23 protein-coding genes are annotated in these 22,035 nt (G+C 68.8%); 11 read left to right on the top strand and 12 right to left on the bottom strand.

What is annotated here, in order from left to right; translation table 11 throughout:
- Positions 1–109: 109 nt before the first annotated feature.
- Positions 110–2,074, bottom strand: coding sequence for a M13 family metallopeptidase (locus RU09_RS13195; RefSeq protein WP_042541286.1), 1,965 nt, complete (start codon positions 2,072–2,074; stop codon positions 110–112).
- Positions 2,075–2,137: 63 nt separating this feature from the next.
- On the bottom strand, positions 2,138–2,695 hold the full coding sequence (locus RU09_RS13190) for a J-domain-containing protein (protein ID WP_042541284.1): 558 nt from the start codon (positions 2,693–2,695) through the stop codon (positions 2,138–2,140).
- A 114-nt stretch (positions 2,696–2,809) separates the two neighbouring features.
- Here RU09_RS13190 and RU09_RS13185 point away from each other — a divergent pair, with 114 nt between their 5' ends.
- Complete coding sequence (locus RU09_RS13185; protein ID WP_042541282.1) at positions 2,810–4,129, top strand: MATE family efflux transporter; 1,320 nt, start codon at positions 2,810–2,812, stop codon at positions 4,127–4,129.
- A gap of 2 nt (positions 4,130–4,131) precedes the next feature.
- On the opposite strand, the gene RU09_RS13180 is transcribed toward RU09_RS13185, so the two are convergent.
- Complete coding sequence (locus RU09_RS13180; protein ID WP_153302259.1) at positions 4,132–4,599, bottom strand: VOC family protein; 468 nt, start codon at positions 4,597–4,599, stop codon at positions 4,132–4,134.
- 70 nt (positions 4,600–4,669) lie between these two features.
- Complete coding sequence (locus RU09_RS13175; protein WP_194285970.1) at positions 4,670–5,329, bottom strand: TrmH family RNA methyltransferase; 660 nt, start codon at positions 5,327–5,329, stop codon at positions 4,670–4,672.
- A 70-nt stretch (positions 5,330–5,399) separates the two neighbouring features.
- Between RU09_RS13175 and RU09_RS13170 the strand changes: the two genes are divergently transcribed.
- Positions 5,400–6,689 carry an Nramp family divalent metal transporter gene (locus tag RU09_RS13170; RefSeq protein WP_042541281.1) on the top strand — a complete coding sequence of 430 codons (1,290 nt, stop codon included), beginning with the start codon at positions 5,400–5,402 and terminating at the stop codon, positions 6,687–6,689.
- Between the two features lie 143 nt (positions 6,690–6,832).
- On the opposite strand, the gene RU09_RS13165 is transcribed toward RU09_RS13170, so the two are convergent.
- Positions 6,833–9,394, bottom strand: coding sequence for a rhamnogalacturonan lyase (locus RU09_RS13165; protein WP_042541279.1), 2,562 nt, complete (start codon positions 9,392–9,394; stop codon positions 6,833–6,835).
- Positions 9,395–9,552: 158 nt separating this feature from the next.
- Between RU09_RS13165 and RU09_RS13160 the strand changes: the two genes are divergently transcribed.
- From RU09_RS13160 to RU09_RS18760, 5 genes are read left to right on the top strand one after another with little or no spacing between them, the layout of a single operon-like run.
- On the top strand, positions 9,553–9,855 hold the full coding sequence (locus RU09_RS13160) for a hypothetical protein (protein WP_042541277.1): 303 nt from the start codon (positions 9,553–9,555) through the stop codon (positions 9,853–9,855).
- 14 nt (positions 9,856–9,869) lie between these two features.
- Positions 9,870–10,502 (top strand): metal-dependent transcriptional regulator, encoded by a 633-nt coding sequence (locus tag RU09_RS13155; RefSeq protein ID WP_042541275.1) that lies wholly within the window; start codon positions 9,870–9,872, stop codon positions 10,500–10,502.
- A gap of 55 nt (positions 10,503–10,557) precedes the next feature.
- Positions 10,558–11,367, top strand: a complete 810-nt coding sequence (locus RU09_RS13150) for an HAD-IIA family hydrolase (protein ID WP_042541273.1) — start codon at positions 10,558–10,560, stop codon at positions 11,365–11,367.
- 1 nt (position 11,368) lies between these two features.
- Complete coding sequence (locus tag RU09_RS13145) at positions 11,369–11,938, top strand: YdeI/OmpD-associated family protein (protein ID WP_042541271.1); 570 nt, start codon at positions 11,369–11,371, stop codon at positions 11,936–11,938.
- Positions 11,935–12,102, top strand: a complete 168-nt coding sequence (locus tag RU09_RS18760; protein WP_194285971.1) for a hypothetical protein — start codon at positions 11,935–11,937, stop codon at positions 12,100–12,102. The genes RU09_RS13145 and RU09_RS18760 overlap by 4 nt, the downstream gene beginning before the upstream one ends.
- Before the next feature lie 27 nt (positions 12,103–12,129).
- Here the strand turns inward: RU09_RS18760 and RU09_RS13140 are convergent, their stop codons facing one another.
- Complete coding sequence (locus RU09_RS13140) at positions 12,130–13,296, bottom strand: anhydro-N-acetylmuramic acid kinase (protein WP_042541269.1); 1,167 nt, start codon at positions 13,294–13,296, stop codon at positions 12,130–12,132.
- 200 nt (positions 13,297–13,496) lie between these two features.
- On the opposite strand from RU09_RS13140, the gene RU09_RS13135 reads away from it, so the two are divergent.
- Positions 13,497–13,880 (top strand): hypothetical protein, encoded by a 384-nt coding sequence (locus RU09_RS13135; protein WP_052492975.1) that lies wholly within the window; start codon positions 13,497–13,499, stop codon positions 13,878–13,880.
- 21 nt (positions 13,881–13,901) lie between these two features.
- On the opposite strand, the gene RU09_RS13130 is transcribed toward RU09_RS13135, so the two are convergent.
- Both RU09_RS13130 and pyrE read right to left on the bottom strand, forming a co-directional pair.
- Positions 13,902–14,804 carry an ROK family protein gene (locus tag RU09_RS13130; protein ID WP_042541267.1) on the bottom strand — a complete coding sequence of 301 codons (903 nt, stop codon included), beginning with the start codon at positions 14,802–14,804 and terminating at the stop codon, positions 13,902–13,904.
- A complete protein-coding gene (gene pyrE / locus RU09_RS13125; protein WP_042541265.1) occupies positions 14,801–15,361 on the bottom strand; it encodes an orotate phosphoribosyltransferase in 561 nt (186 codons plus the stop codon). Before pyrE ends, RU09_RS13130 begins: the two co-directional genes overlap by 4 nt.
- A gap of 37 nt (positions 15,362–15,398) precedes the next feature.
- Here pyrE and RU09_RS13120 point away from each other — a divergent pair, with 37 nt between their 5' ends.
- Both RU09_RS13120 and RU09_RS13115 read left to right on the top strand, forming a co-directional pair.
- Entirely contained in the window at positions 15,399–16,247 is an 849-nt protein-coding gene (locus RU09_RS13120) for an exodeoxyribonuclease III (protein ID WP_042541263.1), read from the top strand.
- 38 nt (positions 16,248–16,285) lie between these two features.
- Complete coding sequence (locus RU09_RS13115; protein WP_042541261.1) at positions 16,286–17,101, top strand: Cof-type HAD-IIB family hydrolase; 816 nt, start codon at positions 16,286–16,288, stop codon at positions 17,099–17,101.
- A gap of 64 nt (positions 17,102–17,165) precedes the next feature.
- Here the strand turns inward: RU09_RS13115 and RU09_RS13110 are convergent, their stop codons facing one another.
- The 4 genes from RU09_RS13110 to RU09_RS13095 form a co-directional block, all read right to left on the bottom strand.
- Positions 17,166–19,103, bottom strand: a complete 1,938-nt coding sequence (locus RU09_RS13110; protein WP_082041131.1) for an MSCRAMM family protein — start codon at positions 19,101–19,103, stop codon at positions 17,166–17,168.
- Between the two features lie 139 nt (positions 19,104–19,242).
- A complete protein-coding gene (locus tag RU09_RS13105) occupies positions 19,243–19,869 on the bottom strand; it encodes a dihydrofolate reductase family protein (RefSeq protein ID WP_042541258.1) in 627 nt (208 codons plus the stop codon).
- A 69-nt stretch (positions 19,870–19,938) separates the two neighbouring features.
- Positions 19,939–20,217 (bottom strand): winged helix-turn-helix transcriptional regulator, encoded by a 279-nt coding sequence (locus RU09_RS13100; RefSeq protein ID WP_042541257.1) that lies wholly within the window; start codon positions 20,215–20,217, stop codon positions 19,939–19,941.
- Positions 20,214–20,618 (bottom strand): VOC family protein, encoded by a 405-nt coding sequence (locus RU09_RS13095; protein WP_042541255.1) that lies wholly within the window; start codon positions 20,616–20,618, stop codon positions 20,214–20,216. The genes RU09_RS13100 and RU09_RS13095 overlap by 4 nt, the downstream gene beginning before the upstream one ends.
- 109 nt (positions 20,619–20,727) lie before the next feature.
- Here RU09_RS13095 and RU09_RS13090 point away from each other — a divergent pair.
- On the top strand, positions 20,728–22,035 hold a 1,308-nt coding region (locus RU09_RS13090), incomplete at its 3' end, for a sensor histidine kinase (RefSeq protein WP_156145933.1).

The following is a 22,035-nucleotide window of genomic DNA, read 5'->3' as shown; positions in this document are numbered from 1 at the left end:
TAACCCCGTCAGGTGAGGATGCCCTACATACTCCGGTATACGGTCATCAGATCGTCATCCAGGAGACAGCAGGGCACCCGTCGACACCTGATCGGTTATAGAGAACGACTCACCAGATCGTCACTCGCGAACCCTGCGGCAGCCACAGCGCGTCGGATTCTGAGACGTCGAACGCCTCGTAGAAGGCGTCGATGTTGCGGACGATCTGGTTGCAGCGGAACTCGTTCGGCGAGTGCGGGTCGATCGTGAGCAGTCGCAGCGTCTCGGCGTCGCGGCTCTTCTGCTGCCAGACCTGCGCCCACGACAGAAGAAGGCGCTGCACGCCCGTGTAGCCGTCGATGACCGGGGCCTCCTCTCCGCCGAGCGCGATCTCGTAGGCCTTGAGCGCGATGCCGAGGCCGCCCAGGTCGCCGATGTTCTCGCCGATCGTCAGGGCGCCGTTGACGTGATGCTCGGCGTCGAGGCCTTCGGGCACGAGCTCGTCGTACTGCGCGATCAGTGCCTTGGTGCGCTGCTCGAACGCCGTGCGATCCGCATCCGTCCACCAGTCCTCGAGCTTGCCGTCTCCGTCGTAGCGGCTGCCCTGGTCGTCGAATCCGTGACCGATCTCATGGCCGATGACCGCGCCGATCCCGCCGTAGTTGGCAGCCGCATCACGCGACGCATCGAAGAACGGATACTGCAGGATCGCCGCCGGGAACACGATCTCGTTCATCGACGGGTTGTAGTACGCGTTGACCATCTGCGGCGGCATGTGCCACTCGTCCCGGTCGATCGGCTTTCCCACCTTCGCGACGTTGCGGTCGTGCTCGAAGATCGCCGCCCGCCGCACGTTGCCGAACAGGTCGGCGCGGTCGATCTCGAGGCTCGAATAGTCGCGCCAGACGGCGGGGTGGCCGATCTTCGGCGTGAACGAGTCGAGCTTGGCGAGAGCTCGCTCGCGGGTCTCGGCCGTCATCCACTCGAGGTCGGTGATGCTCTGCCGATAGGCCTCGATGAGGTTCGCGACGAGCTCGTCCATCGCCGCCTTCGCCGTCGGCGGGTAGTGCCGCTCGACGTACACCTTGCCGATCGCCTCGCTCAGCGCGCCCTCGGTCACCGAGACACCGCGCTTCCACCGCTCGCGGATCGACGGGACGCCGGTCAGCTCGGTGCCGTAGAACGAGAAGTTCTCCTGCACGAAGTCGTCGGTGAGATACGGAGCCGCCGCGTGAACGACCTGCGCGCGCAGCCAGGCCTTCCAGTCGTCGAGGCGCTCGGGGGTGAGCAGCGATCCGAGCCCTTCGAGGAAGCTCGGCTGCGAGACGACCACCTCGGCGAAGGCCTCGGGGTGGGCCGGCGCGACGGAGTCGCGCCACGGCTCGAGGTCGACACCGGCGAGCTCCTGGATCTCGGCCCATGTCTTGAGGTTGTAGGTGGCGACGGCGTCGCGGCTGCGCACGTTGTCCCAGTGGTGGCCCGCGAGCTCGGTCTCGAGGGCGACCGAGCGGTCGGCGGTGCCCGCGGCATCGGCGACACCGGCGAGCGCCAGCAGACGCTCGAGGTGGGCGCGGTAGGCCGCTCGGGTCTCGGCGAAGGTGTCGAGTCTGAAGTAGCTCTCGTCCGGCAGCGACAGGCCGGACTGCACGATCACCGGAAGGTAGCGCTCGGGATCTCCGGGGTCGCCGTCGACGTAGAACCCGATCAGGTGCGCGCGACCGTCGCGGTCGTAGGCGCCGACGGTGCGCAGGAACGCGGGGATGTCATCGATCGCCTCGATCTCGGCGAGGGTCTCGGCGAGCGGCGTGACACCGGCATCGGCGATGCGCTCGGTGTCCATGAAGCTCGCGAACAGGTCGCCGATCTTGCGGGCGAGGGTGCCCGGTTCGGCATCCTGCGACTCCTCGATGATCGCCCTGACGTCCTTCTCGGCCTGCTCGGCGAGCAGATGGAACGAGCCCCAGCGCGCCTTGTCGCCGGGGATCTCGGTGCGGGCGAGCCATGCGCCGTTGACATGGCGGTACAGGTCGTCCTGCGGGCGGATGTCGGAGCTGAACTCGGAGGTCTCAAGGCCAGAGGGAAGCACGTCGGTCATGCCGACCAGCCTAGGCGTCGCTCCGACATTCGGGCGGGAACGGGCTGGCGGTCCTCGCCGACCTCAGCCCCGGCGACGGATGCCGAAGCGACGCGTGCGCGGCTGGATCGGCTCCGGCGTCGGCCGAGCGGCCAGGCGCGCCGCACGACGCTCGGCCCACGCGGCCACCTCGGCGTCGATGTCGCGAGGCTCCGTCACGACGGGCGGTCCGCCCTGCAGCTGACGTCGAGCCTCGATGACCCGACGGTTGAAGTCCTCGAGCACCTCCCGCACGTCGACCTCGCGACCGAGCAGGTCGAGCTGGTCGTCGAGCTCTCGGTTCTCGGTCCGCAGCAGGATGGCGGGCGGGCCGAGACCCGTCAGGTTCTCCTGCTCGATCTTGCGCCGGATCCACCAGTCCGGGTCGTGGTGCGTGCCGAGACCCTCGAGCGGCTTGCCGGCTCCGGGGAGATCGTCGAAGTCGCCCCTGCGGATCGCGACCTGGATCGCCGTCTCGATGAAGGCGGCCCGGTCGGTGGCTGCGGCGATGCCCGGTGCCGTGCCGTCTTCGGCGTCCTCGCCGGCGTTCTCACTCTGCTGTCGCGCGCGGTACCTCGCCGCGGCCTCTCGTGGATCCGTCATGGGCGCCTCCGTCGCATCCGGGATTCCTCCAGGGTACGACTGCACGGGATCCGGCGGGCCGAGTGCGGGCGCGCTGGATGCTCTGAGGTCGGCGCCAGCCCATAGGCTCGGAGGATGACCGAGCGCACTCTCAATCGTGAGATCCTGCGCCTCGCTGTCCCCGCGCTCGGCGCCCTGATGGCGGAGCCCGCGTTCCTCATCGTCGACGCCGCCCTGGTCGGGCACCTCGGCACGACGCCGCTCGCCGGGCTCGGCATCGCGGGTGCGGTGCTGCAGACGATCGTCGGACTCATGGTCTTCCTCGCCTACTCGACGACCCCGGCGGTCGCCAGGCTGTTCGGCGCCGGCAGGCCGGGCGAGGCCGTCTCGGTCGGGATCAACGGCATGTGGCTGGCGCTGGCGATCGGGGCCGTGCTCGCCGCGGCCGGGGCGGTCGCCTCGCCGTGGCTCGTGTCGCTGTTCGGCGCGAGCGAGGCCGTGGCCGCCGACGCCAACGCCTATCTGGTCGTCTCGATGTGGGGGCTCCCGGCGATGCTCATCGTGTTCGCCGCCACCGGACTGCTCCGCGGGATGCAGGACACCATGACGCCCCTGTGGATCGCCGGCATCGGCTTCGGCGCGAACGCGCTGCTCAACGTGCTGTTCATCTACGGGCTGGGCTGGGGCATCGCCGGGTCGGCGGCCGGCACGGTCGTCGCCCAGTGGGGCATGGTCGGCGCCTACGTGCTGGTGATCCGGCGCCTCGCCGCGAAGCACGATGCGTCGCTGATGGCGCAGCGAGCGGGCATGGGCAGCACTGCGCGTTCGGGCGGCTGGCTGTTCCTGCGCACGGTGAGCCTGCGGGCTGCGCTGTTGGCGACCGTCGCGGTCGCCACGGGCATCGGCACGGAGGAACTCGCCGGGTGGCAGATCGTCTTCACCATCTTCTCGGCGGCCGCGTTCGCACTGGATGCCCTCGCGATCGCGGCCCAGGCACTGATCGGCAAGGAGCTCGGCGCGGGCGACGAACGGCAGGTGCACCGGGTGCTCAGACGCACGGTCGCCTGGGGAGTGTCGTTCGGCGTCGTGGTCGGCGCGCTCATCGCGGCGCTCTCGGGTGTGCTCGGCATCGTGTTCACGGGCGATCCGTCGATCGCCGCGCTCGTGCAGCCTGCGCTCCTCATCCTCGCGGTCGCGCAGCCGATCGCGGGTGTCGTCTTCGTGCTCGACGGGGTGCTGATGGGTGCGAACGACGCGCGCTATCTCGCGATCGCGGGTGGCCTGAACCTCCTGCCGTTCCTCCCGGCGCTGTGGGTCATCGCCGCGACCGGCGTCGACGACGCCGCAGGTCTCGTCTGGCTCTCTGTCGCGTTCTTCGGGGTGTACCTGCTCGCTCGGCTGGCCACCCTCGGCTGGCGCGTGCGCTCAGGACGCTGGGTCACTGCCGGGGTCTGAGATCAGGCGTTCTCGAGTTCGGCGATCACGATCTTCTTCATGTGCATGAGCGCCTGGATCTGCTCCGGCCTCTGCTGCAGCAGATCCAGGCCTGCGGGCACGACCTGCCAGCTGACGCCGAACCTGTCCTTGCACCAGCCGCACGCCTCCGACTCCGGCACGGCCGAGAGCGCCTGCCAGTAGTGGTCGATCTCGGCCTGGTCCTCGCATCCGATCACGAACGAGATCGACTCGTTGAACGCGAACTCAGGTCCGCCGTCGAGGCATCCGAACGGCGAGCCGTTCAGCGTGAAGTCGCCGTTGAGGACCTTGCCGGTCATCCCTTCGAAGTGTCGATCGAGCGACTCGTCGGGGTAGAGCACCACCTGGTCGATCGACGAGTTCGGGAACACCGAGACGTAGTACTCCATCGCCTCCTGCGCCTGACCGTCGAACCAGAGGAACGGGCGGATGCGACTGATCTCTGCCATGTCGACCTCCTCAGATCGGCACTCACGCTACGCCCGCGCAGCCGCCGTGTCGAGAGGGTCCGCCCACCTGTCAGCCCGCGTGCCTCCGGCACCACTCGTACATGATCACGGCGGCTGCCGCGCTGGCGTTGATCGATCGCGTCGAGCCATACTGCGTGATCTCGATATGGGCCGACGCCGCGGCGAGCGCGGCATCCGACAGCCCCGGCCCCTCCTGTCCGAACAGCAGCACGCAGCGCTGCGGCAGGTCGGCGCGGTCGACCGGCACTGCGCCGTCGACGTTGTCGACCGCGATGACCGGCAGCCCCTCTGCCGCGGCCCAGGCGGTGAACGTCTCCACGTCCTCGTGGTGCACGACGTGCTGGTAGCGGTCGGTGACCATGGCGCCCCGTCTGTTCCAGCGGCGCCGCCCGATGATGTGCACGGTATCGGCGAGGAACGCGTTGGCGCTGCGCACGATCGAGCCGATGTTCATGTCGTGCTGCCAGTTCTCGATCGCGACGTGGAACGGATGCCGTCTGGTGTCGAGGTCGGCGACGATCGCGTCCATCCGCCAGTAGCGGTAGCGATCGATCACATTGCGCGTGTCGCCGACCGTCAGCAGCTCAGGGTCGTACTGCTCTCCCGCGGGCCATTCCGCCTCGCCTCCGGGCCACGGCCCCACTCCGTAGCCGGGCTGCGCCGACGATCCGCCTGTCTCTGCTGCATCTGCGGCCGCCTGCTCTTCCATTCCGCCAGGCTATCCGCCGAGCCCCGCACGAAATATTTAGGTACACCGAAAAATCCGCTACGATTTCGGCATGCCTAAAAATTCCGCACTCGAGACGGCTGCGCCGACCGCTCGCGCCACAGCGCCCCGCAGCCTCTGGCTTCTCGGCCCCGCGCTGGTGGCCGGCGTCGCGTATCTCGATCCGGGCAACGTCGCGAGCAACATGACCGCGGGCGCTCAGTACGGGTACCTGCTCGTGTGGGTCGTGGTCGCCGGCAACATCATGGCCTGGCTGATCCAGTACCTCTCGGCCAAACTCGGAGTCGTCACCGGTCAGAGCCTGCCCGAAGTGCTGGGAACGCGACTGAAGAACCCGTGGGCACGACGCGCGTACTGGCTGCAGGCCGAGCTCGTCGCGATGGCGACCGATCTGGCCGAGGTCATCGGCGGCGCCGTCGCTCTGCATCTGCTGTTCGACATCCCCCTGCTGCTCGGCGGGATCATCACAGGGGCGGTGTCGATGATCCTGCTGGCGGTGCAGAGCCGCCGAGGGCCCCGACCCTTCGAGTTCGTGATCATCGCGCTCATGGTGATCATCACCGTGGGTTTCATCGCGGGCCTCTTCGTCGCCCCGCCCGACGCCTCGAGCATCGTCGGCGGCCTCGTGCCCCGCTTCGAGGACACCGGATCGGTGCTGCTCGCCGCATCCATCCTCGGAGCCACGATCATGCCGCACGCGATCTACGCCCACTCGTCGCTCACCCGAGACCGCTTCGGCTCGACGACGACCGATGCGCCGACGGAGGCCGTGCGCACGGAGACCTCGCGCATCCGTCGCCTGCTCACCGCGACCCGGTGGGACGTCTCGATCGCGATGGTCATCGCGGGTACGGTGAATCTCGGCATCCTGCTGCTCGCGGCCGCGAACCTCGCCGGTGTCGAGGGCACCGACTCGCTCGAAGGCGCGCACGCCGCGCTGGCCGCAGGGCTCGGTCCTGTCGTCGCGACGTTCTTCGCGGTCGGGCTGCTGGCCTCAGGCCTCGCCTCGACATCGGTGGGCGCCTACGCGGGAGCCGAGATCATGCACGGACTGCTGCACGTGCGCATCCCGCTGCTCGCGCGTCGGCTGGTGACTCTGATCCCCGCGCTCGTGATCCTCGGCATCGGCTTCGATCCGACGCTCGCCCTCGTGCTCAGCCAGGTCGTGCTCTCGTTCGGCATCCCCTTCGCCCTGATCCCGCTCATCGCGCTCACGGCTCAGCGTCGCACACTCGGCGTCTGGGCGAACCGCCTGTGGACGACGGCGGCCGGCATCATCGCGTCCGTCCTGCTCATCGCCCTCAACGGCGCCCTGCTCTGGCTGGTGCTCACCGGCGCCTGAACCGCAGCCCCTCGAGCAGACAGGCACCGGGACGCAAGACGCAGGGGTCAGGACGCAAGACGCAGGGGTCAGGACGCAAGACGCAGAGCGCACAGAACCGCCCCGAGCCGGCACGGGAAGAGTCGACTCGGGGCGGCGGTCTGTCACCGAGAGCGGAGGTTCTCCGTCCATCGCGAGGTCGCGCCGTCGGCGATGCGGTAGCCGGCGTCCGGCACCGCCACGACGGTCACCTCACCGGTGACCCGCACCTTGCCGCCCGGCGATTCGACCTTCTCGCCGTTCACGTAGTAGCTGACGCCCTTCACGTTCGTCGGCACCTTGACCTCGTCGCGAGAGGTGCCCGGCTTGTCGGTGAACTTCGGCGCCTTCGGCTCCGTCGGGGCCGTCAGCACCGGCACGTCCGCCCAGTCGAGGTCACTCGCGAGATAGAACGAGGTGTACGCCGGCTGGTTGTAGGTCGTCTGCTGACGCGCGGTCTCAGCCCGGTACTGCACATCGTGCATGAGGGTCGTGAGCTTGTGCGCCGTGGGCTCGGTCGTGGTGAAGAACCGCAGCGCGCTCGAGTCGGCCGTGCGCACCAGCAGCTCCTCGCGCCAGTCGCCCAGCACATCGGCGACGAGCGAGGGGTTGCCCTTCGTGCCGTTGTTGGTGAGCGTGCCCGTCGCGGTGAGCACAGTGCCTCGCGTCCAGTCGTCGATGGTCGGCGTCTGGTCGCCGCTGCCGTTGACGAGCTGCGTCGTCAGGTCGCCCGCCCAGCGGATCGACATGTTCGTGCCGGGCGTCTGCGCCTGCAGCACCTCGCCCGTCGCACTGAGCAGACCGCTGCCCTCCGTGCCGCCCGGCATGCTCGACCACACCTCGATCCCCGGCACGTCCGGCCGCACGTCGCCGATCATCGCCCGACCCGTGTCTCGGCCCGAGTAGGCGCCGAAGAGGGACTCTCCCGTGGCGGCATCGCGCATCACCGACCCGTACGGCGCGCTGGTCGCACCCTCATGAGCCGTCCAGATCTCCACACCCGGGCGGCTCGGATCGATGTCGGTCACGTGCATCGCGTCGCCGTGTCCCAGGCGCACCGATGCTCCGGGATCCGCACTGCCCTCGGGGAGCACGTCGAACGAGCTGTACAGCAGGCTGCCGTCGTCGTCGATCGTCGCGGAACCGTAGACGAGCTCCTGCCTGCCGTCGCCATCCACGTCGGCGAAGCTCAGCGAGTGATCGCCCTGCGTCGTGATGGTGCCGAACTCGGGGTCGCTGCCGTCGCGGCCGTGCGGCGAGTCGTTGAACGGGTTCGTCAGGGGCACGTGGCCGCTGTCGACATCCCAGCGGGCCTTCAGCCGCTTGCCGTCCCAGTCGAAGGCCGCGACGGTCGTACGTGTGTAGTAGCCGCGGGCGAAGACGGCGGACGGATGCTGACCGTCGAGGTAACCGACTCCCGCGAGGAAGCGGTCGACGCGGTTGCCCGGCTCGATGCGCGACATCGCGTAGTCGCCCCACAGCAGGCCGTCGTCGCCGCGCTCGGTCGGATACGGGATGGTCTGCAGCTCCTTGCCCGTCGCGCTGTCGAAGACGGTGAGGTACTCGGGTCCGTCGACGATGAACCCCTCGAACTCTCGCAGCAGGTTGCGAGAGCTGCGACCGGGCGCGTACACGTCGATGAAGGTCGTGGCGAGCTCCTGCGCCGACTCGGGCGAAAGCGGATACTCGTGCGTGACAGGCATGCCCCACGCCTCTTCGAGAGTGGCCGGCCACTGACCCGACACGACCTCCTCCCGCTCACTCCAGCCGAGGAACATCTCGACGAGGTGCTGCTCGTAGTCCGCGGCGCTGAGTCGGTAGTCGTCGTCGTTCGAGTAGCCCGCCTTGCGGTCGTCCTTCGGCAGCGTGATGTACGACTCGCTCGCGACGCTGCCGTCGGCGGTGTATTGCACGGACTTCGTGCCAGGGGCCGTCTTCAGCATCGTCTCGGAGCGTCCGTCGCCGTCGAAGTCGTAGACGAGGAACTGCGTGTAGTGCGCACCGGCGCGGATGTTCACGCCGAGATCGAGGCGATTGAGCAGCGTGCCGTCGAGCTCGTAGGTGTCGAGGTAGACGGGGCCCGTGTAACCGCGCTGCGAGACGTCCTTCGAGTTCGAGGGGTCCCACTTCACGACGTACTCGTACTGCCCGTCGCCGTCGACGTCGCCGACCGACACATCGTTGGCCGAGTAGGTGTAGGCCTCGCCCTTCGGTGTGACGCCGTCGGCGGGCTTCTGCAGCGGAAGGTCGTAGTGCCCCTCCGCCCACGCAGATACGGATGGCGAAGCGGATGCCGTCAGCTCGACGCCGTTCACCACCGGCACCACGGAGTACTGCGATGCGGCCGCGCCGTCGGCATCCGCGTAGTTCGTGCTGTCGGTGATCGTGGCGATCTTCGCTCCGTCGCGGTAGACGGCGAAGTCGGGACCCGCGAGCCCGGTGGCGGTCGCACCGCTCGCCTCGGTGGCGAGCAGTCTCCAGCTGAGGAAGACCCCGTCGGCGGTCGAGACGGCGACAAGACCGCGGTCGAGCGTCTCGAGCTGTGGCGTCTTCGGACCGGAGTCATGGCGGCCGGCCGTCGGCGCTGTGGGCGACGCCGCCGTCGCACTCTGCGCGCCTCCCACGAGGAGGCAGCCGACTGCGGCCACCGCCACGACGGCGCGGAACGATTGGTGTCGGATATTCATCGTCGAAATCCTTCTCTGGGCATGGCGCCCGCTCGGATAGCGTTTTCCCGTGCCCGGTCGAAGCTACCCGCAGAGCTCGTCCCCCGTCAAGGAATCCGGGCCGATTGACACGATTCACAGCGTGCGCGGCGGAGTGCTCCGACGGTTAGGCTCGAAGGATGTCTGCCGAAACCGCGCGCCGCAACGTCCGCATCCTCACCTGGATCGGCATCGCGACCGGCGTGATCGGCGGGCTGCTCGTCGCCTTCCCCACCGTGCTGCCCTTCGGCGGCCCCTGGGTGCAGCTCGCCCTGGGCATCGCGACCCTCGTGCTGGCCTTCCGCGCGCGCAAGATCGGCATCGCCGAGATCGAGGGGTTCGACGGTCGGCTCTCGCTCTTCGCCGCCCTGCTCGGGTTCCTCATCATCTTCTTCGCGGGGCAGGTCGCCTTCGGCATCCTCGTCGACGTCGCGAACCCCTGATCTAGGCTGGACCCGTGGCATCCCCTGCAGCAGACGACTACCTGAAGACCGTCTACGCGCACACCGAATGGCAGGACGCGCCGATCACCCCCTCGGTGCTCGCGGCGAAGCTGGGCATCGCCCCGTCGTCGGTGACCGAGATGGTCAAGAAGCTCGCCGCCGCCGGGCTCGTCTCGCACGTGCCCTACGGTGCGGTGCGGCTGACGGATGCCGGCACGCAGCGAGCTCTGGCCATGGTGCGTCGGCACCGCCTGATCGAGACCTGGCTGGTGCAGGAGTTCGGCTACGGATGGGACGAGGTGCACGACGAAGCCGAGGTGCTCGAGCACACGATCAGCGACCGTCTGCTCGAGGGCATCGACGCACGCCTCGGACGCCCGCGGTTCGACCCGCACGGCGACGCGATCCCCGATGCCGCAGGTGTCGTCGAACGCGAGCCCTTCGTGCTTCTCGCCGATGCGCCGTCGGGGCACGTCGGACGCGTGCTGCGCGTCGATGACCGAGACCCGGAACTGCTGCGTGCTCTCGAGGGGGCGGGCGTCACCGTCGCCGCGAACATCACGACGACCCCCACGGGCATCGAACTCGAGGGCACCGCGACCGAGCTCCCCGACGGCGCCGCACAGGTCGTCTGGCTCAGCGCCTGAGAACCTCGTCAGAACCTGACACCTGCCCGTAACCGCCGCCGCATAGGCTGTGCACATGGCACACCGCGACAACATCGAATGCTGGCTGACCGACATGGACGGCGTGCTCGTTCATGAGAACGATGCCATCCCCGGAGCGTCCGAGCTGCTCGCAGGGTGGGAGCAGAACGAGATCCCCTACCTCGTGCTGACGAACAACTCGATCTTCACGGCTCGTGACCTGTCGGCCCGCCTCCGCGCCAGCGGGCTCATCGTGCCCGAGGAGCGGATCTGGACCTCGGCACTGGCGACGGCCGACTTCCTCGCGCAGCAGTTGCCCGGCGGCTCGGCCTTCGTGATCGGCGAGGCGGGCATCCTCACGGCCCTGCACGAGGCCGGCTTCATCATGACCGAGACGAACCCCGACTTCGTGGTCGTCGGCGAGACCCGCAACTACTCGTTCGAGGCGATCACCAAGGCGATCCGGCTCATCATCAAGGGCGCGCGCTTCATCGTCACGAACCCGGATGCCACCGGGCCGTCAGCCGACGGCGTGATGCCGGCGACGGGCGCGATCGCGGCCCTGATCACCAAGGCCACGGGCAAGGAACCGTACGTCGTCGGCAAGCCGAACCCGATGATGTTCCGCTCGGCCCTCAACAAGATCGGCGCGCACTCGAAGAAGACCGGCATGATCGGCGACCGCATGGACACCGACATCATCGCCGGCATCGAGGCAGGACTGCACACCGTGCTCGTCATGACGGGCATCAGCGACGAGGCCGAGGTCGAGAAGTACCCGTTCCGCCCCGACGAGATCGTCGACTCGGTCGCCGATCTGCTGCCGACGGTCACCGAGTCGATTCCGACGCTCGACGAGGACTGAGATGGGCGCGCTCGACGAAGGAGAACGGGTCGTCGCAGCGGATGCGGCCGCCTGGCGCGCCTGGCTCGAAGAGCATCACGAGCGCACCTCCGGCGTCTGGCTGTTGAGCGTGCGCGGTCAGAACGAGGGCAGGGTGGGATACGACGACGCCGTGCGTCAGGCTCTGTGCTTCGGATGGATCGACGGCCCCGTGCGCACGTTCGACGACGAGACCGTGGGTCAGTGGTTCTCGCCCCGCCGACGCGGCAGCGGGTGGGCGGCGACCAACAAGGCGCGGCTGATCGATCTCGAGGCCGCCGGGCTGCTCGCGCCCGCCGGCATCCGCGTGCTCGAGACCGCCAAGGCCGACGGGTCGTGGACACTGCTCGACGGCCCGGAGGCGGGCATCGAGCCGCCGGAGCTGACCGAGGCGCTGGATGCCGTGCCCGCTGCACGAGCCAACTGGGACGCCTTCCCGAAGTCGGTCAAGAAGTTCGGCCTGACGCACATCGCGATGGCCAAGCGTGCAGAGACGCGATCCGCCCGGATCGCGAAGATCGTGGCGGATGCCGCCGAAGGGAAGCGCCCATGAACCAGTCCGACCTGCTGTTCCTGGTGATCTTCGTGATCCTGCTCAGCTCGCTCACCGTGTTCATCGTGCAGTTCGTCCGCTCCCGTCGCCGCGGCGGAGGCGACGGCGACGGCCGCGCCGGCTGGTGGGAAGGCCCCTGGGACGACGACGACCGCAAGCGCTGACCGGCGGCGTTTCGCACCCGACGTGGATCAGCGCAGCGTCAGACTGCGCACGCGCTCGACCGGTTCCGGCATCCGCAGCGGCCCCGCACCCGGCGTGATCGTGCCGAGGATGCGCGGCTCGCGCGCTCCCGTGCCGCCGGGCGTCACCGCGGCGACTCCGTGCATGGTGCACCACCCGATCAGTGCGAACAGGATCGCCTCCTTGCTGTCCACCGGGGCACCGAGCTCATCGGCGAGCACGACCTCGACGCCGGGGAGAGCATCGCGCAGACCCTGCATGATCAGCGGGTTGTGGCATCCGCCCCCGGAGACGGCCAGGAATCGGATACCGGCGGCACGCACGTCCTGAGCCACCGTGCGGACGGTGAGTTCCGTGAGGGTGCGCACGAGGTCGGGGACTGAGATCTCTCGTCCGTCTGCGGTCATGCGATCGATGTGAGCACGCACATAGTCGAGGTGGAAGTGCTCCTTGCCCGTGCTCTTCGGGGCGGGGAGCGCGTAATAGGGGTCGGCGAGGAGCGTGGCCAGCAGCGCCTCGTCGACCGTTCCGGTGCGGGCGATCGCGGCGTCCGCGTCGTACCCGCGCTCGTTCAGGCCTTCCGCCACGACGACGGCGTCGACCAGCGCGTTCGCCGGACCGATGTCATACGCCGAGAGCCCGTCGGCGCCCACCACGGTCATGTTCGCGATGCCGCCGAGATTGACGGCCGCCGAGACGCCCGCTCGGCCACGCAGCAGCAGCTCGTCGAGGAACGACACCAGCGGAGCGCCGTGTCCGCCGGCGGTGATGTCGCGGATGCGCACATCCGACACGACCGGCGCGCCGACCCGCTCGGCGATCCATGCCGGCTGGCCGATCTGCAGCGTGCCGAGCGCGTGGCCGTCGGCGACCCAGTGGAAGACGGTCTGGCCGTGCGTGCACACGGCATCCACTCCCCCGACCGCGTCGGATGCCGCCGCGGCGACCTCGGCGAAGGCCTGCCCGATCAGAGTGTCGAGTTCGCAGACCTCAGCGAGGGTCGTGGGCGCCGGGGGCAGCGCGGCGACGAGTCGGGCACGGAGGTCTGGCGCGTACGGGATGCTGTCCTCGTGCAGCACCGTGCCGTGCAGCGCGCCATCGCTCTCCTCGAAATCCACGACCGTGACGTCGATGCCGTCGTGCGAGGTGCCCGAGAGCAGTCCGAGTATGCGCATGCGTGTTCCTTCCGTCGCCTGCTATGAGCGTAAGGCCGATTTGTTAGGGAGGCGAACGGAACGGATCGATCTCTTCTGCACGATCACTTTCTAGACGGCGTTCTCCCTAGTGCACGAAGGATGACCTGCACCGCCGGCGGCCCCCGGTCGTCGCCCGTAGCATTCTGCGAGACCTCGCCCTCCACCCCCAGAATGGGAGCATGTTCATGTCCGTCGAGATCATCACGATCGTCATCAGCGCAGTCGGCCTCCTGCTGGCGCTGGGCGGCACTATGTTCGCGGGCTTCGCCTGGTGCATCCGCCGATCCGACTCCCTCCGCACCGATCTCGCAGGCGTCGAGAAGTCGCTCGGAGCGCGGATCGACGGAGTGGAACAGAAGCTCACCGCACGCATCGACGGAGTGGAACAGAACCTCACCGCACGCATCGACGGAGTGGAACAGAACCTCACCGCACGCATCGACGGAGTCGAAGGCTCGCTCGGCGCACGCATCGACACGGTCGCCGCCGATACGACCGAGCTCAAGATCGCGATGGCCAGACTCGAAGGGCCGCAGCGTCATCTGATCGTCGCGACGCACTGACCTGCTGTCAGGGGTCGGACGTCAGCGCAGGACGAGCGCCGCGGCGCCGATGAGCGGCCCCTCGTCGCCGAGACCCGAGCGCACGACACGCGTGCGGCGGGAGTACTCGTGCGCCGCGCTCGCGGTGAGGGCCTGCTGCACGAGGTCGATGTAGTCGGCCGAGACCCGCGAGAACCCGCCGCCGATCGCGACCATGTCGAGGTCGACAAGGGTCGCGGCATCCGCCAGCGCTTCGCCGACCGCCTTCGCCGACCGTTCGATGGCCGCGCGGGCGATGGCGTCACCGGCAGCGGCATCCCGCGCCAGGTCTTCACCGGTGGCTCCGGTCCAGCCCTGCTGCTGCGCCCAGGCGGCACTCGCCGGGCCGGAGGCGATCTCCTCGAGCGTGAGTCCGCCCTCGCGGCGCACCTGGCCCAGGTGTCCGGCATTGCCGGTGGCGCCGGGAATGTATGCGCCATTGACGACGAACCCTCCACCGACTCCGGTCGAGACGACGATCGACAGTGAGGCACCGGCATCCTGCGTCGCACCGAGCCACGACTCGGCGAGCGCGAGCGCCCCGCCGTCGTGGCCGAGAATGGTCGGCACCTCGCGGCCGAGCGCAGCGGATGCCGCAGAGCGCACCGATTCCGCGAGCCCGAATCCCCGCGCAAGCGGCATGTTCACCGGCATGATCGCTCCGGCGCCGCGGTCGATCGGGCCGGCACTGCCCGCTCCCGCACCGACGAGTTCCGCGTCAGCGGGGAGCGCAGCCAGAGCATGCGTGACGATCGCACTGACGGCCAGGTCCAGCGATTCGAGCGTCGCCTCGCGTCCGGTCGCCTGACGCGAGCGGCTGCCGTCGACCAGCACGCCGTGCTCGCTCACGAGCGCGGCCTCCATCTTGGTGCCGCCGACGTCGACGGCGAGTGCGTAGCGGGTCACTGGGGGTCGAGTCCGAGGTCGTCGAGGTCGAAGGCCGCACGCCATTCGAGACCCTCGGCTTCGATCGCGGCCTGAGCGCCGGTCTTGCGGTCGACGATCACGGCGACGGCGACGATCTCGGCGCCCTCCTTGCGCAGCGCCTCGACGGCCTTGAGCGCGGACTGACCCGTGGTCGAGGTGTCCTCGAGCACCACGACGCGCTTGCCCTTGACGTCTGCGCCCTCGATCTGGCGGCCGCGGCCGTGATCCTTCGGCTCCTTGCGCACCACGAAGGCGTCGAGCGGCTTGTCGGCGGCGACCGAGGCGTGCAGCACCGAGTTGGCGATCGGGTCGGCGCCGAGGGTCAGGCCGCCGACCGCCACGACGTCGAGGTCGCCGATCAGGTCGAGCATGATGCGGCCGATCGCGGGAGCGGCGCGGTGGTCGAGGGTGAGCTTGCGCATGTCGACGTAGTACGTCGCCTTCTTGCCGCTCGAGAGCGTGAAGTCTCCGTGGAACACGGCCTCGTCCTTGATCAGGTCGAGGAGGGTCTGGCGGTCAGCGTCGAGTGCGGTCACGGCATCCAGTGTAGGAGGTGGGCCCTAGGCTTGACGCATGCGCTTGGCCACCTGGAACGTCAACTCCATCCGCACCCGCGTCACCCGCACCGTCGAGTTCGCCGTCAGGGAAGACATCGACGTGCTAGCGATGCAGGAGATCAAGTGCAAACCCGAGCAGTTCCCCTATGCTCCGTTCGAAGAGGCCGGCTACCACGTCGAGGTGCACGGACTGAATCAGTGGAACGGCGTCGCGATCGCGAGCCGGCTGCCGATCACCGATGTGCGCACGGCGTTCGACGGCATGCCGGGCTTCGCCAAGGGGCATGAGGGGCCGGATGCTCCGCTCGAGGCTCGCGCCCTCGGGGTGCTCGTCGACGGCGTGCGCGTGTGGAGCCTGTACGTGCCGAACGGCCGCTCGCTCGACGACCCGCACTACGCCTACAAGCTGCACTGGCTCGAAGAGCTGAAGAAGTCGACCGCTGCCGAGCTCGCGGCGAACCCCGATCTGCCCCTCGCCCTGGTGGGCGACTTCAACATCATCCCGTTCGACGCCGACAACGGCGACCCCGACATCGTCGAGGGCGTCTCGACGCACGTCTCGCCGCAGGAGCGCCAGGCCTTCTTCGCGTTCGGCGACGCGGGAGTCACCGACGTCGTGCGCCCGCTGCTCCCTGAGGGCTACACGTACTGGGACTACCAGCGCCTGAAGTTCCCTCGCAACGAGGGCATCCGCATCGACTTCATCCTCGGCTCGAAGACGCTTGCAGAGGCCGTCACCGGCGCATCCATCCACCGGGAAGAGCGCAAGGGCGAGCAGCCCAGCGATCACGTTCCCGTGGTCGTCGAGTTCGACCTCGGCGGTGCCGACGAAGACGACGACGACCTGCCGATGATCTTCTCCTGACTTCCCCGTCGTTGAGCGAGCGAAGCGAGACGAAACGGATGACCCTGCGCCTGATCGCCACGGACCTCGACGGCACTCTGCTGACGTCGGCATCCGAGGTGAGCGTGCGCACGCGCGCGGCGCTCGACGCGGCGCGGGCACGCGGCATCCACGTCGTTCCGGTGACGGCCCGTCAGCCGATCGGCTTGCGCACTCTCGCGAGTGATGCAGGATTCGACGGATGGGCGCTGTGCAGCAACGGCGCCTACGCGACCCACCTCGTCGACGGGCGGATGCTGTTCGCCGAAGAGCTTCCGGCAGAGACCATCCGCACCCTAGCCGAGGCGCTGCGCGCCAGCATCCCCGGGCTGCTGTTCGCGAGCGTGCGGGAGGGCGGCGAGACGTTCGTGGCCCAGCACGGCTACGCCGAGATCGCCGACCTCGCCGACCACAAACGCGATCCGCGCACGATGGGCGGCGTCGCCCTCGACCACGTGCTCGCCGCACCGAGCCTCAAGTTGGTGATCCGGCATCCCGAGCTTGCCCCGACAGCGCTGTTCGACGCACTGTGCGCGCTCGAACTCACCGGCTTCGAGGCGACGCTGTCAGGCGCCCCGTTCCTCGAGGTCATGGCCGACGGCGTCACCAAGGCCACGGGGCTGGCTCGCCTCTGCGAGCACCTGGAGATCGAACGCCGCGACGTCATCGCCTTCGGCGATGCCCTCAACGACGTCGAGATGCTGCGCTGGGCGGGCCACGGCGTCGCGATGGCCGGCGCGGCGGACGTCGTGCAGGATGCCGCCGACGAGACCACCGCGTCGAACGACGACGACGGAGTGGCGAGGGTGATCGAGCGGGTGCTCGGGGTCTGCTGACCGGACATGACACGAGAGCCCGGCCGCTTCCGCGGAAGCTGCCGGGCCCTCGTCAGCATTCGGGTCAGTTCTGAGCCCGTCGACGACGGACAAGCAGCATGCCGGCGAGCAGCAGGCCGGATGCCATCATCACCGCGAACGCCGGCGCATCCGCGCCAGTGCTGGCCAATGGTGCGTCGGCCCCTGTCACCGCCCCCGTGACCGTGGCGCCGGGTGCCGCAGTCACCAGGAGCCGGGCACTCGCCACGACCTCCGACTGCGCGTTCAACGCCACGAGCGTGTGCGTTCCGGGTGACGTGCTCGCAGGGACGCGGAAGGTACCCGTCAGCGCGCCGCTCGCATCGGCGGTCAGAGTTCCCAGCGCTTGAGGAGCCGAGCGCAACTCGAATGCGATCTTCGCGCCAGGCGCGAACCCCGTGCCCGAGATGTCGATGTCGCTGCCGGCCCGGATCGACCCCGTTGCGAGCGCGAGTGCCGGCTCCGGCTCCGGCTCCGGCTCCGGCTCCGGCTCGGGCTCCGGCTCCGGCTTCGTGATGGGCACGAGCGTGAAGTCGATGCCGCCCACTGTCGTGGACGCTGCCGCCGTCACGGGGGTCGCGAGATCCGCCGTCTCGACGCCGTCGTAGAACTGCGGCTTCGCCGTCGTCGGGCTGTCGTTGTAGAAGATCACGGATGCCTTGAAGATGTACGTTCCCGCCGGGATGTTGAGCGTGTATGACCCCGTCTGCCAGTCGGCGATCACATATCCGACACGCTCATCGCCATCCCAGGCTTCGACGAGCATCTCGCGGCCCTCCGAGCTCACCATCGTGACGGTGCCGGTGATTGTCGCTGCTGAGTCGAGCTGAGCGTCGGTGCCTGTGATGTCGTCGCCAGATTCGACGACCACTGGAGTCGCAGCCTCCTCGGTGGCGGCATCCTCCCAGTACTCGTCGAGCAGGCCGGAATCGAATGCGTCGAAGTGCACGACATAGGTCCCCGGTGCGACGGCCGCTCGATAGCTCCCGTCACCGTTGATCGAGACGACTCGCATGTCCCGGTCGACGCCGCTGATCATGACAGAACCGAAAGCGGGAGTTCCGTCGGCGCTCTTCGTCACGGTGCCGCTGATGTAGCCGACGGAGTCGAGCGCGGCATCCACGTTCATGATCGCCTGCGCCCCGGTGATCGTGACGGGCGTCGCTGTGTCCCAGCTGTATGCGTTGCTCCAGTATTCCGAGACGAGCTCCGGGTCAGGCGAGCCGAAACGTACGCGGTACGCGCCCGCAGGAAGTCCGCCGAGACGGTACTCTCCCGCGGTGTCCGCTTGCGTGGACGCGACGATCTCGTTGTTCGCGTTGAGCGCCGAGACGTCAGCCCCCGCAACCGGGGAACCATCCTGCGCTCGCGTGACGACTCCCTCGATGGCGCCTCCGGCACGCAGCGAAGCGTCGATGTCGGTGACCGACGCGCCGCCCGTGATGGCGACAGGCGTGGCGGCTGAGAAGTCCGTCACGCCTTGCCAGTACTCGCGCATGAGGTCCGTTCCTCCTCCCGCGAAGAAGGACACGACGTAAGAATCGTCCGCGAGTCCACTCACGGTGTAGTCGCCGTTCGCGTCGGTGAGGGCCGACGGCGTCACCCACCCGCGCCCGGTCAGCGACACGCTGACGCCTGAGATCGGAGCCCCGTCGTCTTCGCGCGTCACTGTGCCGCTGATCGTTCCTGTGCCTTGTGGCACGGGCGGCGGCGGAACCACTGCGGGGGTCGGTATCAGCGCTTGTGCCGATGCAGATGCCGGTGCGTCCTCGACGACGGCCGGGGCAGGTGCCGTGTCGACGTCGTCGGCGACGCCCTCGAGCGGGTCGGCGGTCTCGCCGGCGGCCGCAGCCACCACGTCCGCGACCGCGCCCGTCGGGGGATCGTCCTCCACCGCTCCCGCTGCCGTCGCTCCCCCGAGTGCGAGGGCGATCGCCGCCACCCCACCCAGGACTGCATGAATCAGAGCGCGTCGTTGCGCCATAGTCCCACCCTCCGACGGAGGTCGAGCGCGCCGTGAGTGAACCCTGCGCCGGACCTCGGAACCGCTGCCGATTCGGCCGCGTTGGGTTGAAGCTATCCGATCACAGCGCAGGAGGGAACAAGCGGGGCGATATTTCGATTCAGTCCTCGAACGTCCCGACCTCCGGCACCCGATCCGTTCGTCCGTAGCGCAGCAGCATCACGCCGCTGTCGTCGACGGCCGGCGGCTCGAGCAGGCGCAGCACCGACGGCATGGCACCGTCGTCGAACACCTTCTTGCCCGTGCCGAGCAGGATCGGATACACCCACAGGTTGAGCTCGTCGAACAGCCCTCCGGCGAGCAGCGAGTGCACGAAGTCGATGCTGCCGATCACGTGCACCTCGTCGTGCTGCGCTCTCAGTTCGGCGATCTCGGCGGCGAGATCGTCCCCGACGCGGTGACTGTTCTGCCACGAGAGCGCGACATCAGGGTTCCGCGACGCGACATACTTCGGCACCCGGTCGAAGAGCCTGCCGATCTCCCCCGACGGGCCTTCCGTGTGATGCGGCCAGTACGACGCGAAGATGTCGTAGGTGCGGCGGCCGAGCAGCAGGGCGTCGAGCCGCTGCATCCCCTGCGAGACGGTCTCTCCCATGCCCGACGACGGATACCCCGCCTGCCAGCCGCTGAATTCGAACCCTCCGGACGGATCCTCGTCGGTGCCGCCCGGGCCCTGGGCGACGCCGTCGAGGGTCATGAAGAGGTCGATCAGGATGCGTCCGGTCATCAGAGTGCTCCTTTGCACAAGAGTGCGGCGATGTTCCCAGTATGCGCTCGTGCGCTGCCGTCGCGCCGTCTACCCTTCCGCGCCCCAGCGCCCGAGCTGCTCGATGGCCTCGCGAAGCGCGAGACCACGATCAGTGAGCGCGTAGGCACGCGTGTTGTGCCGCAGCGGAAGTCGACTCAAGACCCCGGCCGCTTCGAGCTCGCGCAGACGGGTCGCGAGGATGTTGGTCGGCACCCCGAGCTCACGCTGCAGGTCGCCGTATCTCTGCGGCCCAGCGAGCAGCTGCTCGACGATGAGCAGCGCCCACCGGGCGCCGACGATGTCGAGGGCGGCAGCGAGGTCGCTCACGCGTTCTGATCGGAATCCGACTTCATCCAGAACGGCGAGTAGTGATACCCGTCGGGGTCGTCGAACTGGCGCTGATACATGAACGAGTAGTCGTCGGTGTCGCCGATCCTGCCACCGGCGGCAGCGGCACGCTCGACGAGCTCATCGACGGCCTCGCGGCTGCCGAGATCGAACGAGACCGTGACCTTCGACGGCGTATCGGGTCCACCGATCACGTCCTCGGTGCCGCCGACGCTCGCATACATCTCCCGGCTGCCGAGCATGACGTACTGCTCGGGCGCGATCGCGAAGCACGACACGTTGTGATCGGACATCTCGGCGTTGAGGGTCCAGCCGAGAGCGGTGTAGAAGGCGGTGGCCCGGTCGACGCTCTCGACCGGGCAGGTGATGAATATGCTCATGCGCCCACACTTGCAAAAAGCAAGTAAGACGTCAAGAGGTCTTCGCGGCGGGCAACGATCCCCCGTGCGGGGGATGCCACCGCATCCGCCCCGGCTCTACGGTGGGGGGATGCCTGCAGCGCCGTTCACCCGCATCCCCAGCGTCCGCGAGCAGCGCGGCGATATCGTGCTCGCTGCGGTCATGTTCGTCGGCGCCGTGCTGAGCGCCGCACTCTCGACGGTGGCCGAGATCTACGGCGACACCAGGGCAGAGCCGTGGACCGCGCTGGTCTACGCGGTCGCCGTCACCGCGCCGCTCGCCGTGCGCCGGCGCTGGCCCGCCCCGGTCGCCGTCGCCATCTCGCTCGCGTACTTCCTCGCGATCACGTTCCAGGTGCCCGAGATCTACGTCGGCAACATCGCGATGTTCGTGTCGCTGTACACGGTGGGCGCGTGGATGAACAACCGCAGAGCCGCGATGATCGTGCGCGTCTCGATTATCGTCGGCATGTTCGTCTGGCTGATCATCACGATGTACCGACAGGCGATCGAAGAGGCCGACAAGGCCGAGGTCGCGGCGGGCCTCCTCTCGCCCTACCTCGCCTTCATGCTCATCCAGCTGCTGCTGAACGTGCTGTACTTCGGCGGCGCCTACTACTTCGGCGAGCGCTCGTGGCACGCCGCACAGGAGCGAGCGGTGCTGGAGCAGCGCACGGCCGAGCTCGAGAAGGAGCGCGAGGTCACCGCTGCCCAGGCCGTCGCGCTCGACCGCGTGCGCATCGCCCGAGAGCTGCACGACGTCGTCGCCCACCATGTGTCGGTGATGGGCGTGCAGGCGGGAGCCGCCCGGCTCGTGATCGATCAGGATCCGGAGAAGTCCAAGAGCATCCTCACGGGGATCGAGGCATCGGCGCGTGATGCGATCCACGAGCTGCGGCAGCTGCTCGAGACCCTCCGCACCCCTGGCGGCGAGACGACGGATGTCGCATCGACGGTGACGCTCGACGACATCCGCTCGCTGGTCGAGGCGTCGACGGAAGCGGGCCTGCCCACGCACTACGTCGTGATCGGCGAGCCGGTGCCCGTGCCCTCGATCGTCGCCGTGAATCTGTATCGCATCGCCCAGGAGTCGCTCACGAACGCCCGCCGTCACGCCGGCGTCGGCGCCACCGCCGATGTGCGCGTGCGTTACGACGACGACGGCGTCGAGGTCGAGATCGTCAACACCGGCCGCGCAGTGGCGGTGCTGCGCCCCGGGCTCGGCCAGCTCGGCATGCGCGAGCGCGCCGCCGCATCCGGGGGCACGCTCGACGTCGCCCCGCGTGCGGCGGGAGGGCTGCGCGTGCGGGCTCGCGTTCCACTGACCGGCGACGGCAGCCAGACCGCCCCCACCGCCCCCACCGCGCCCACCGCCCCCACGGCGCCTACCGAAGTCGAT

Origin of the sequence: Microbacterium sp. MEJ108Y (assembly GCF_000834175.1) — a bacterium.
GTDB classification, from domain to species: domain Bacteria; phylum Actinomycetota; class Actinomycetes; order Actinomycetales; family Microbacteriaceae; genus Microbacterium; species Microbacterium forte.
This window is presented reverse-complemented; position numbering and strand designations above follow the sequence as displayed.